This window comes from Heyndrickxia acidicola, from assembly GCF_001636425.1.
GTDB lineage: Bacteria > Bacillota > Bacilli > Bacillales > Bacillaceae_C > Bacillus_AE > Bacillus_AE acidicola.
Genome location: NZ_KV440953.1, coordinates 3,879,078 through 3,891,741, shown reverse-complemented (window position 1 = coordinate 3,891,741; position 12,664 = coordinate 3,879,078). Strand labels below are relative to the sequence as shown.

The following is a 12,664-nucleotide window of genomic DNA, read 5'->3' as shown; positions in this document are numbered from 1 at the left end:
CTGCAATCAACAAAGAGATCAGTTTAAAAATGGGCTTTAACAGAGACATTGGCAGTGTCGTGTATTTCCTGCAGGTTGATTTCCGCTGCTGGCACTCGCTTTCCGCGGGGCGGTAGTGGAGCCTCCTCGTCGCAAGCTCCTGCGGGGTCTCCCCTAACCGCTGATCCCGCAGGAGTCTCGTGCCTTTCGCTCCAATCAACTTTGGATTCAGTTCTACTCCAGGCTTTAATTGAGATAGGGGGGAGTGCTCCAGTCATCCTGCTGGTTGATTCTCTTCCAAGCATTCGCTTCCTCTTCCATCAAACAATTAGAATCCATACTAAGCCTTAACAGAGCTAATAAAAAAACTCCGTCCCATCTAGGAGCCGGAATTTTTTAAAGCTACTTCATCACTTCCATTTCATTAAACGGCCAAAATCGGACTTCTACCTTTCCTATTACTGCGTTCTTTGAAATAAAACCAAAGTAGCGGCTGTCCTTGCTGTTTGTCCGGTTATCCCCGAGGACAAACAACGAATTAGGCGGTACTTTTGACTTTCCGGTTAAATCCTTCAGTGTAAAATCCTCTGTTAAATTTACACCCGTCTTACGGTTCGGATTCAGATAGGATTCTTTGTAGCTTCTTCCATTTACATACAGCACATCATTTTTCATGGAAATGGTATCACCCGGAAGCCCGATTACCCGTTTGACATAATTGGCATTTTCATCAGGAGCTTTAAAGGTTATTTCATCAAACCGGTGAATGCTTCCAACCTTGCTTACGATCAGGCGGTTGCCATCCTGGAGATTAGGCATCATCGATTCACCGTGCACAATGGTGGGAACGAACAAGAAGGATCGGCAAATATAAAGAAGGACCAGCGCAACCACTATACTTTTAAACCAGGAAAACATTTCTCTTGTAAAACTGTTCATTATTTAACCTCCCTTAAATATGCATATAGATTTCCCGTCATACTCACCGCTCAATATAAAGGAAGATTACCAAATCGTATCAAAGCTTGTCCGCATAAAGTGAAAATGCTTTTTTGAAAAAAGCTCATTTGAGGCTTCATACTCCTTTTGTTCCCTCAGCGAAAGAGCTTCTTCTATGATTTTTTCCTTATTTTCTTCTGTCATATGCCCAGTTCCTCCTCCTGCTGTCTCCTTACTCTTATATATTCTGAGTCAAACAACATTTTCCTCTATAACCTTCCGTTGAAAAAAAGGATTTATCTGGATTATGTGATGACAGCTTACTCAAATAAAGTCCATTGAACGGCACATACGCCCGCCAGCCTTTTATCCATTTATAACGGACACCCTCTTTTATACTGCACCGGCATACGAAAGAAGGATTTCACTGATGTTATCCTTTTGCCCGTTCCTGTCTCAGATATTCCTCCAGCACCATGCGATGGCTTCCTATCATCCGTTCCGGAAACTCCTCGGGCTTGAAGAAACGAAAAGTAAGTGTTTCCGCTTTATCGCGATTCTCCAGCGTTCCGGTATATTGTTTTGAATAGTAAGCTGCGGTAACAACATAAAATTCATCTCCATTTGCCGCTTTTGTAAAGTGTTCAGGTCCCGAAAAAACGTGAATTAACTGCAAATCCTCGACGATCAGTCCTGTTTCCTCCAATACCTCTCTTCTCGCGGTGTCTTCTGTCGATTCGCCCAGCTCCATTAAGCCTCCCGGCAGCCCCCACTTCCCCCGTGGAAAAGTTCTTTCCTGAAGTAAAACGCGGTCCTGCTCATCTACAATCACTACGACAGATCCTACCAGTATGACAGGGCGGTGTCCGATCAATTTTCTTAAATCTTCTATATATCCCATTTCATTCATCCTTCCATATCTTATCTGCAGTACGCCCAATGTAAAAAATCATAGGGTGTCTGCCTTTCATGTCATCTTTCCTGCACAGGTTAGCTGATCCTGCCTGTTGACTGCCGCTTCAGACACTCGTTCTCCGCAATCAGCGATTGCAATCGAGGCGTACATCCTTAGCGAGTTAAACTATGTTTTCCATCCTGCTTTATGTACCTTATCATTATTTCCTTACCGTCTACGAAGGATTAGCTCCTCCAAATTGTTCAATATGGGCAGTACGTAATGGGCTTTTTTACAAATTTTGCTTCTCTAATGTATATTCCTCCCTTATTTCGAAAAAATAACATTAATATTGGAGGTGTCCCGATGAATGAGAAAAATGAGCCCTTGAATGCTGCTGAGCTTGCGAATATGTGGACGCAATATATGAATGATACGATGGCATATTGCTTTTTAGCGCATCTTTTAAAGCACTGTAAAGATGCGGAGGTAAAAAAGATACTAGAATATGCAAGAAGCATCTCTAAGTTTCATATAGAAAGCATAACCAGAATTCTGTCAGATGAAAAGTACCCTATCCCCCGAGGATTTTCAAAAGAAGATGTCTATATGGACGCCCCTCCCCTTTTTCCAGATAATTTAATATTGATCTATCTTCAGGTCATGTCTTTTCATGGGCTGAGTGGTTATGCTCTTGCTGCAGGAACGTCCATCCGCTCCGACCAAAGGGAGCATTTTGCAAAATGCCTGAAAGAAACAACAGATTTGCATGACAGGGTTGTAGGAGTCCTGCAGGAGAAAGGGATTATCAGCCGGCCTCCCCATATCCCTCCATCCCAAACAGTCGATTTCATAAAAGACGAAAGCTATGGAACGGGCTGGTTTGGCAAGAAAAGACCGTTAAATTCACTGGAAATATCTGGACTTTTCTATAACATGGAGAAAACGGTGTTAAAGGTTATGCTTGATGTAGGCTTTGGCCAGGTAGCCCATTCAAAGGAAGTGCGGGAGTATTTTATGAAGGGTGCGAAGCTATGCGAAAAACAACTGGAAATCATGTCTTCGATCCTAAGCAAGGATTTTCTTTCTGCACCGAAATATTGGCAGTCTGAAGTAACCAATTCTATTGTTGCTCCATTTTCCGATAAGCTGATGCTTTACCATGTGATTTCTTTAGTTTCTGTAGCTGTTGCCTATTATAGTGCTGCATTATCCGTTGGGCAAAGACGAGATTTAACCCTCGCCTATACCCGAATGATTGCAGATATCGGTCTTTTTGCTGAGGATGGTGTCCAGCTTATGATTAAAAACGGCTGGCTTGAAGAGCCGCCATCTGTCCAGGACAGGGAGGCACTTTCTAAAAGGGATTAAATGCAATAAGGTTGTTCGCATTGAAAACTTCAAAAAAATCATATTAAAAAGGATACCCTAAAAAAATTGCTGATCTTTCAGGGTATCCTTTTATTATTTCTTCAAATGAAATGGCACTGTGGTGACAATAACATTTCTTTTATAAAGCAAATAGGCTCTAATCAGAAAGCTTGATTGGTTGTGCAAAATATCATGCCATCTCTTTTTTGGAATAAACTGCGGAATGATAACCGTTACACAATAAGAGGATTCAGATGCCTTGTATTCAATGGTATCAATGAATTTAGTTAAAGGCTGAATAACGGAACGATAATGGGAATGCAGTGTCACAAGACGGACATCCGGCTGCCAAACCTTCCATTGTTCCTCAAACTTTTTCTCCTGCTCTCGATCAAAGGCAACATAGACTGCAATGATAACATCAGGATCCATGGACTTTGCATAGTTGATTGAATTTTGAACCACCTGTGTAATTCCTGCTACCGGAACGATGATAACATTTCCTTTTATCTGGAGAGCCTCGGCTTTTTCTTTAGGCTGAATCCTCAGTTGATCTCCCACACGGTCATAATGCCGTTTAATTCTGAGAAAGAGGACCACGATTAATGGAAGGAAAATCAGAACCGGCCACACCTGTGTAAATTTTGTAATAAAGAAAATCATGAGAACCGTAAAGCTGATCAAGGCTCCCACAAAGTTTGTAATTAGTTTTCCCATCCAGCCTTTTGGTTTTTCCCTCACCCATTTCACAAGCATGCCTGACTGCGACAAGGTAAAAGGAAGAAATACACCAACGGCATAGAGAGGAATAAGCGCCTCTGTCTTTCCTCCAAACGCAATAATTAACAGAACAGAAGCAATCCCAAGAGTAATAATTCCGTTTGAATACCCTAAACGGTCGCCGCGCATGGTAAACATTCTGGCAATATATTTATCCTTAGCAAGGTTAAAGGCAAGCTGCGGGAACGCTGAGAAGCCCGTGTTCGCTGCCAGTACCAGAATTAAGGCTGTTGTTCCCTGGATAAAGTAATACATGTAATTACGCCCAAAAGTATGATCGGCAATTTGCGAAACAACTGTTTCCTGTGAATTTGGGGCAATTCCATAATAATAAGCCATAAAGACCGTTCCGGAGAAAAGTACTGCAAGAATTCCTCCCATTAACAAAAGGGTTTTTGCAGCATTCTTTGGTGCAGGATTCTTGAAATTCGGAATCGCATTCGAAATGGCTTCTACTCCGGTCAAAGCCGAACATCCAGATGCGAAGGCTTTTAATAGCAAAAAGGTCGTAATTCCTGGAACCGGCGTCCCGATTGCAGCATGTGAAGAGGCAGGCACATCCCCGTGCATGATCCGGATTAAACCAACTACTATTAAAATAAGCAGTGCCAGCACGAACAAATAAACGGGATACGCCAAAATAGACGCAGATTCGGTAATACCCCTTAAGTTTAAGAGTGTAATAAAAATAACAAGAACGACAGCGATCGGTACATTATAAGGGTGCAAAAACGGAAAAGCGGATGTGATGGCATCGGTACCCGATGATACACTAACGGCAACTGTCAGTATGTAATCGACCAGCAGAGATCCTCCCGCTAAAAGGCCGGGCTTCTCTCCCAGGTTTTCCTTGGAAACGACATAGGCGCCCCCGCCATGCGGATAGGCAAAAATAATTTGCCTGTACGATAAAATCAGGGCTGTTAACAAAATTAATACCCCTACAGCAATGGGGATGGAATACCAGAAGGCCACCGCACTAATGGTCATGAGCACAATCAATATCTGCTCAGGACCGTATGCCACTGATGATAGTGCATCAGAAGAAAGGATGGCAAGTGCTTTAAAAATTCCAAGCTTTTGCTCTCCTAATTCTGTCGATTTCAGCGGTCTTCCAATTAAAAATCGTTTTAATGAAGTAAACATGCTATACCCCCGACTGGTGATATTTTTCTTTTATACTTCCCGTTTTAACGAGGAATAAATCTGTTCTTAAAAATAATGCATCTTGAGGATCCATGCTGGCCTGACCAAGAGGATGGAAACAACTCGTCCGGAAATCCAGGGTAAATGAGTCCCCTAAGAAGCTTTCGTATAGAACCAAGTCATCAAGCAGGATGAACAGAGCATAGATATCAAAACACGTTCATGCAGCAATGTATTCAAATCAATATCCTAATAATGGTTAGGATAATGCCGATAGCAAATCCGCAGACTGCACCATTTATACGGATCCATTGAAGATCCTTCCCTACATTGTTTTCAATTAAATAGATAAGCGTTTCGTTATCCAGCTTATCAATGTTTTCTTTTACCAAAATACCAATTTTAGAATGGTTTCGATCGATAAAAGCAGCGATTTGATCCTGAGTCCAGTTTTCGATACGGTTTGTTCTCGCTTCATCCTCCCTCCATTGAAGCAGGGATTTTTCAAGAAAAGGACCGGCGTACACATCAAAGAAATCCGGACCCTCGATAAACGTGAGGATTTTTTGGCGAAGCTGTTCCAACCCTTTATCAACGATCCCTTTTATCGGATATCCCTGTACCAGGCGGTCTTGCCATGCCTCCAGCTCCTTTTTAATTCCTTCCTGTTCCTTCAATTTATCCAGCTGAAGACGCAAAGGGCGGATTAAGACTTCTTGTTTTCTTTCATCATCCTGTTTCATATCATGAATGGATTGTAAAAGATAATTTTGAATAATATGTCCAATCTTTTCTTCGTTTACAATTTTAGTGAATGAACTAATGGCAAAACGGACAAAGCCGTCTCCATCTATCCGGTCCATCATCTGGATGGCTGTTCTTCCAAGCTTTAAAGCTGATTCTTCTTTGGAAAGCCAGTTTCCAGCTTGCCCCAATGCATAATCAATCGCCTTTTCATCGTATCCTCGGGAAACAATTTGATTAATCGCGGAATCGAATAAGGATGAGGGATCCAGCTTTTTAGCATAACCTCTGATTTCATTTTCAATAACAGGGGACACCTTTTCGAGATCAATCTGGCGGATGGTTTTGGCCGCAAAACTTTGAAGAATGCTTTTCACCATTCCCGAATGAAGCTCACGTTCCAGCAAGTCAAATACCTTGTCCACAATCCGGATCGATCTTAGCTTTATCACGATACTTTCTTTTGTCAGCCAATTATTCTCCAGTGTTGAGATTAATCCATTTGTCATCTTATCACGGTTCTTTGGCAAAAGAGCCGTATGCGGAATGGGCAGTCCAAGCGGATGTCGAAATAAAGCGGTCACCGCAAACCAATCTGCGAGCCCGCCCACAAGCCCTGCCTCAAATCCCCCCTGCAGGAGCTTGCCCCACAAAGTGCCTTGGACAGGAATGGTTAGCAGAAAGCCCGCTGCCATAATAAGCAAAAAGAACAGCGCGATATTTTTGGTGTTCTTTCTTTTTACTTGTTTATCCATGGTATTACTCCAATCTTTCTCTTAATAGTTACTCCTCCCAGGCTTCCGATTTCGCTGTCAGACAGCCGGGCAGAAGACTGTTTAGCAGTATGCTTTCGCATAAACCGCTATTTTCCGCACCTTTTCGTCCAATGCTTCAGGAGCTTGCATCCTGAACTATTTTTTGGGCACAAATAACAACAAAGCTTGCGAAAAGATGCCTGTAGTATTTACCTACCTTTTCTTTATTCATTTTAAACGAAACCAATGCCGTTGTTAATGTTTTACTTGACGAATGGGACAAAATTCAGCCAAATATTATTAGAAGCACACGAAAAGCGCAAGCGCCTTGCTCATTCCCCCAAAAAAATAGGATGACTCAAAAGGCCGGACTATGCGGCTAAATGGAGTCACCCTTTTCTTACTTATTTGTTGAAGTGAACAGACAGGTCAAACAGCAGCACGCTTATCTGAGTAGTACCCAATATTCGTTTTAAATTCAATTAAGGTTGGTTGGAGCGGATACGCGAGAGTCCTGCGGATAAGCATGTAAGGGAGACCCCGCAGGAGCTTGCAGCTTGCAACGAGGAGACTCCCGGTTGCCTGCGGAAAGAGAGTGCCTGCAGTGGAAATCAACCTGCAGGAATGAACAGGGCACTTCCCATGTCTCTCTTAAATCCTATTCTTAATCTAAACTCAATGTTGATTGAAACGAAAGGCACGAGACTCCTGCGGGATCAGCCTCTTTTTATTCCAATCAGTCCTATACATTAAGCATCTTCATGTAGAATGCCTGAATGCCCTCAGGCGGAAGAGGCTGGCTGAAATAATAGCCCTGCCCCATTTCACAGCCGTGCTCAGCCAAAAATTTAAACTGATCTTCCTCTTCAATTCCCTCTGCTATTACAGAAAAACCAAGGCTGTGCCCCATGGCAATAATCGCTTTTACAATTGAACCCTGAGTAGGATGGGCGATAATATCCTCCACAAAAGACTTATCAATTTTGAGATGATGAATGGGCAAATGTTTGAGATAGCTTAAGGAGGAATAGCCCTTGCCAAAATCATCTATGGAAAGCTCAACCCCAATGGCCTTCAGTTCATGTAAAATAACCATTGATTGGTCGATATTTTGCATAATACTCTCCGTGATTTCAATCTCTAAATAGCTAGGGCTTACGCCTGTATCAGTCAGGACCTGCTTGAGATACTGGATAAAATCTTCCTCTTCTATTTGGCGGACGGATACATTTACAGCTATTTTAACGGGACCTATTCCTGCCTTTAGCCATTCTATGTGCTGACGGCAGGCCTCCTTTATGACCCATTTCCCTAATGGAAGAATCAATCCCGTTTCCTCAGCGAGTGGGATAAATTCACAGGGTGGAATGATTCCAAGCTCCGGGTCATTCCAGCGAAGCAATGCTTCTACCCCTCTCATCCTTCCGTTTTCCAAATCTAGTTGAGGCTGATAGTGAAGCAATAGCTGCTCTTTTGCAAGTGCTCTGCGCAAGGCCGTTTCCAACTGAATTTTTCTAAAAGCCACCCCGTCCAGCATTGGCGTATAAAACTGAAATCGGTTGCCCCCAAGATCCTTTGCTAAATACATGGCTGTATCCGCATGTTTAATGAGCGACTCCTGGTCTTCACCATCCGCAGGATACAGGCTTATTCCTATGCTGGTTGTTACAAAAAACTCTTCTTCTCCCAGCACAATGGGCTGTGAAAAAGCCTGAATGATGCGATTAGCCATGTCAGAAGCCTGCTCTTTCCCAGCCTTCTCAAGCAGAATGACAAATTCATCGCCGCCCTGCCTGGATACAAAACCAGTTTGTCCAACCGTCGATTGCAATAATGCCGTTGTTTTCTTTAACAGCAAATCGCCAACCGTATGGCCTCTCGTATCATTGATAAGCTTAAAGCGGTCGAGATCCAAAAACATCACGGAGAGCTCCTGATGGTTATTTTTCTCAAGAAGGCTGTTCAGCTGTTTACGAAACATATTGCGGTTTGGCAAGCCGGTTAAAGAATCATAAAATGCAAGATGCTGAATCTTTTTCTCAGATTTTTTTCTTTCCGTAATATCCCTGCCTACTATCTGACGGGCTTTTCTTCCTTCATAAAAAATAGGCATCGTCGAAATCTCAATACACATTTTTTCGCCATCCAGCCGCTGTATGCTTACTTCAATCAGCCTGCTGCCCGGATTTTCCTTAATACTTTCATTTACTAAATCTGTCAAGCTGTTCAAAGACTCCTCTGTAATAAAGTCAAGTGCATACCTTCCAATGACATCGTCCGGGTGGGCAGCTGCAATCAGGCGGCTCCCTTCACCATTTATATACACAATTTTCCCATGTGACACTACAGCAATTAAATCAGGAGACATTTCTACAAGAGTCCGGTAGCGATCTTCACTTTCCTTCCGATTCGTTATATCAAACAAAACACTCGTAAATTCTACAAAGCTGCCATTCTCATCAAGTGTCGGAATGCCTCTGTCCTGAATCCAGCGCACTTCCCCATCAGGCCGTATAATGCGGTAGATACTTGTAGCCGGTTTTCCCTCTTGAAAAAAGGTTTCCCGATTTCTGACACGATGCAAATCAGAAGGATGGATGACCTTTTTCCATAAATCATGATCCTGATAAAAGGCCTCCAAAGAATGTCCATATAGCTTTTCAATTCCGGGCGTAATCAATAGTGTATTAGACTTCATATCGTGAAACCAGATAGCAACATCAAGGGTTTCAAAGATATGCTTCAATTTACCATCACTCGCTTTTAACGCTTTGGATGATTTTTTCATTTCCTGAAGAAGCAGAATGAAGGATAATAGAAACCCTGCCGTGCCGATCAATCGTGTGACTCGAAAAAAAATTTTGTGCCCGGAAAAAATGAAATGTCCAATCTCTCCCGAAAGTTCCACAATCACAAAGAGCAAGGCGGTAATGAATAATTTCTTGCGTGTTGTTTGGCTCTGTCCCGTTAGCATTTTCATCATTCTTCTCCCCAAAGTTCATTTAACATTCATTTTTATAAAAGCCCGCTTATCTTATTAGCTGCTGCTTTTTTCAGGTTTCAATATGTCAGTCTTATCCTTGAACTTATATTAGAAAGGCTTTTCGCTGCTTACTACTTGAACTATAGCAACAGCTTGTAGGATGGAGCCTGAAAGAATATAGTATATTCCTATAATATGGTATAATTGGCAATATGGAAATAAGGGAAAATTAAGGAAATTTTACTAGTTCACTCAGTTAAAGATGAAAAAGGATTGAGCAGCGGAGCCTTATGCTCATATTTATTTTCGAACAAGCCCTGCTAGCCAAAATAAATATGTACAATCTTATATGAAAACACTTCCCAAAAATATGCAATTTAGACGAATGCAGCCTTTATTATTTATGGGAAGATGGTATGATGTTTTCAAGAGAAAAAGTTGTATCTTTTTAAACAGAGGTGACGTGCAGAATGCTTACAGTCGTAAGGCTTTATAAAATGTTATTAGGAATTGTTGAATTATTTTTCGCCATCCCCTTTATAGGGGGTGCAGTCATTATTGCCCATGCATGGGCTCCGCTTGGTGTTTTGATTATGCTCCACTTTGTTGGGCTTGTCCTGTCTTTTGCAGTGGGAAAATCAAAATCGGGACATGTGTTTGGCATCATCGGAAATATCCTGGCCATTATTCCTGTAGTAGGAATGATTCTGCATTTGTTGGTTGGTGCAGTCAACCTTTACCAGGGTGCCAGGAACACTTGAAAAGGAAGGGTGCAGAACTCTTCCTTTTCTAGCTGCCTTCCTGCATTCCCTCACATCTTTCATTACAGCGAATCCAGCGATCTCCCTAAATTCCCACCTATTTCCCCTCAGTCTCGATGCCACTCATGTTAAACAGTCTATTTTGCCGTCGCAAATTGTTGTTTCGTATCTCTTTTGTATAAGTTTTGTATAATGTATTTTAAAATTCTAAATATTAGGCCATAATATAAATATACCTACCTATTAATCAGAGAAGGGAGAACAAGCATGAATATAGAAGAGGTCTCTTTTTTTCTGTACGAGCTTAATCGTCTTATGCTTGATTATCAAAAATGTTCTGATAAAAAAATAAGAAGAGAGATTCTTGAAGATATTCATCTGTTAAAGCACGCACTTCATTATTACTGCTGAAACTATTATTTCCCATCCCCCTCCCTATCTACCAGAAACAAATAATAAAGTTCTTATGCCGGACAAGTCTTTCTCCGCCGCTTGCCGCCCATCTCCAATTATCTGGCCTTTGTCTTTCGATAGTATCTATCATGCCTAAAAAACAGGTTTGCCGTTTTCAGGAAACGTGTATCCTATGGATAAAGAAAATGAAAGGGGAAATCTGTATGAATAAAGTAATTATTGCTGGAGCAGGTCCAACAGGGCTTATGCTCGCTAATCAGCTGGCTTCTTGCGGAATCCGTGTGCGTATTATCGAGAAAAAAACCGAAAGGTCTGTCCATTCCAAAGCTCTTGCCGTCCACGCCCGTACCCTGGAAACACTTGATATCCTCGGTATCGCTGAACGGTTTGTGAAAAACGGGATAAGAGTGGATCAAATGAATATCTTTCCGAATGGGCACGAAAAAATTTCTGTTCATCTTAATACATTAAAAGACAAAACACCATTTCCCTTTGTACTGGTCCTGCCGCAGGGGGAAACAGAAAGAATTCTTGAAGAAGCACTGAATGAACAAACTATTTTTGTAGAAAGAGAGACAGAAATTCTTGCCTGCCAGGAAGAAAACGATGGCGTTCTAGTAAAGCTGAAAAACAGGCAGGGAACGGATACTGTGAAGGCAAGCTATCTGATTGGCTGCGATGGCGCACACAGCACAGTACGAAAAACGCTCAATCTGGATTTTGCCGGAGGCGGTGAGAATGTTCATGCCATGATCGCAGACCTTCCTAGAGAGCTCCATCCTGCAGCAGACGGAAGCCTTTATATCTCAAGCGATGGTGTCTGTTTGCTTCTGCCTGTCGACCACTCTATTATGCGGGTAATTGCGATTGATAAACATCGCCAAAATTTTGATCAAAAACCGATTACACTTCAGGATGTCCAGTCGGCACTCGACCGAATTTCTACACGAACAATTCCCCTTAAAAACCCTGTCTGGCTCACGCATTTTTCCCTGTCACACCGTCAGGTACAGAGCTATGTGCATAGCCATATTATCCTGGCGGGAGATGCAGCCCATATTCATAATCCCATAGGCGGACAAGGAATGAATACGGGTATTCAGGATGCAGCGAACCTGGGCTGGAAGCTGGCCGCCGTCTTAAACGGCGACGCCTCTCCTTCCCTTTTGGATACCTACCAGGATGAACGCCGTCCCATAGCCAGATCCATCATTAAACAAACCAATTTTTTGATCCATGCCTTGATGATCCAAAAGCCTCTGATCATCAAGCTGAGGGAAGCTGTTATGAAAAGGATCCTTCCCCATCGTTTCATTCAGAAAAAAGGAGCAGAAAAAATTAGTGAGATCCATCTCCATTACCGCGATTCATCTGTTTGTAAAAGCCTATACAACAAGGAGCTCCCCCGCAAAGCTCTTCAGGCCGGCGACCGGATGCCAGACGCCAAGCTAAAAGGAATGAATGGCGATGTCCATATATATGAAGTGCTCGCTCCCAGCCATTTTACCGTGCTGATATCCGTTCCAGCAGACAGACTCGATTACGCTCGTAAACTGGCTGCAGGCCTCCCTAGCCTAGCCGCCGTCTTTTTCATTTCAGAGGACGGTTCCCCTTTTCAGACGGATCAATTAGTCGATTCCCTTAAGCAGTTTCAAAAAGGGACCGGTGCTCTCTCTGAAAGTGTGATCGGAATTCGTCCTGACGGGTATATTGCTTTCCATCACCATACGTTGGATGCTGGGAAAATAGAGAGTCTCCTTTCCGTGTGGTTGGGGTAGCTGCTCTTCTAAACACTACCGGGCACTTATCTCTATTAAAATTTTAATCTTATAAAGGATTCTGGTAAGAACATGCAGAATGAATCCTTTAGGAAAGGCTTTTTTCGTAAGCTTTGCTG

11 protein-coding genes are annotated in these 12,664 nt (G+C 42.5%); 4 read left to right on the top strand and 7 right to left on the bottom strand.

Features of this window, described 5'->3' with window-relative positions:
* Positions 1-23: 23 nt before the first annotated feature.
* From A5N88_RS18200 to A5N88_RS18190, 4 genes are all read right to left on the bottom strand, one after another.
* Entirely contained in the window at positions 24-284 is a 261-nt protein-coding gene (locus A5N88_RS18200) for a hypothetical protein (RefSeq protein ID WP_066268594.1), read from the bottom strand.
* Positions 285-381: 97 nt separating this feature from the next.
* Positions 382-921: a signal peptidase I gene (gene lepB, locus A5N88_RS18195; protein ID WP_412733813.1), complete on the bottom strand. Its 540-nt coding sequence runs from the start codon at positions 919-921 to the stop codon at positions 382-384.
* A 63-nt stretch (positions 922-984) separates the two neighbouring features.
* Positions 985-1,122: a hypothetical protein gene (locus A5N88_RS25080; protein WP_157090718.1), complete on the bottom strand. Its 138-nt coding sequence runs from the start codon at positions 1,120-1,122 to the stop codon at positions 985-987.
* Positions 1,123-1,351: 229 nt separating this feature from the next.
* Positions 1,352-1,819 carry an NUDIX hydrolase gene (locus A5N88_RS18190; RefSeq protein ID WP_066268586.1) on the bottom strand — a complete coding sequence of 156 codons (468 nt, stop codon included), beginning with the start codon at positions 1,817-1,819 and terminating at the stop codon, positions 1,352-1,354.
* A 360-nt stretch (positions 1,820-2,179) separates the two neighbouring features.
* On the opposite strand from A5N88_RS18190, the gene A5N88_RS18185 reads away from it, so the two are divergent.
* On the top strand, positions 2,180-3,184 hold the full coding sequence (locus A5N88_RS18185) for a DUF3231 family protein (RefSeq protein WP_066268585.1): 1,005 nt from the start codon (positions 2,180-2,182) through the stop codon (positions 3,182-3,184).
* A gap of 93 nt (positions 3,185-3,277) precedes the next feature.
* Here the strand turns inward: A5N88_RS18185 and A5N88_RS18180 are convergent, their stop codons facing one another.
* The 3 genes from A5N88_RS18180 to A5N88_RS18170 all read right to left on the bottom strand — a co-directional run bounded on the left by A5N88_RS18180 (position 3,278) and on the right by A5N88_RS18170 (position 9,589).
* A complete protein-coding gene (locus tag A5N88_RS18180; protein ID WP_066268579.1) occupies positions 3,278-5,110 on the bottom strand; it encodes an APC family permease in 1,833 nt (610 codons plus the stop codon).
* Between the two features lie 236 nt (positions 5,111-5,346).
* On the bottom strand, positions 5,347-6,609 hold the full coding sequence (locus A5N88_RS18175; RefSeq protein ID WP_066268578.1) for a DUF445 domain-containing protein: 1,263 nt from the start codon (positions 6,607-6,609) through the stop codon (positions 5,347-5,349).
* A 742-nt stretch (positions 6,610-7,351) separates the two neighbouring features.
* The gene (locus A5N88_RS18170) at positions 7,352-9,589 is read right to left on the bottom strand and encodes an EAL domain-containing protein (protein WP_232317593.1); all 2,238 of its coding nucleotides are present in this window, start codon (positions 9,587-9,589) and stop codon (positions 7,352-7,354) included.
* A gap of 473 nt (positions 9,590-10,062) precedes the next feature.
* Here A5N88_RS18170 and A5N88_RS18165 point away from each other — a divergent pair, with 473 nt between their 5' ends.
* From A5N88_RS18165 to A5N88_RS18160, 3 genes are all read left to right on the top strand, one after another.
* On the top strand, positions 10,063-10,353 hold the full coding sequence (locus tag A5N88_RS18165) for a hypothetical protein (protein WP_066268577.1): 291 nt from the start codon (positions 10,063-10,065) through the stop codon (positions 10,351-10,353).
* A 267-nt stretch (positions 10,354-10,620) separates the two neighbouring features.
* Positions 10,621-10,764 (top strand): hypothetical protein, encoded by a 144-nt coding sequence (locus A5N88_RS25075; RefSeq protein WP_157090717.1) that lies wholly within the window; start codon positions 10,621-10,623, stop codon positions 10,762-10,764.
* A gap of 206 nt (positions 10,765-10,970) precedes the next feature.
* Positions 10,971-12,545 carry an FAD-dependent monooxygenase gene (locus A5N88_RS18160; RefSeq protein ID WP_066268573.1) on the top strand — a complete coding sequence of 525 codons (1,575 nt, stop codon included), beginning with the start codon at positions 10,971-10,973 and terminating at the stop codon, positions 12,543-12,545.
* Positions 12,546-12,664 lie beyond the last annotated feature (119 nt).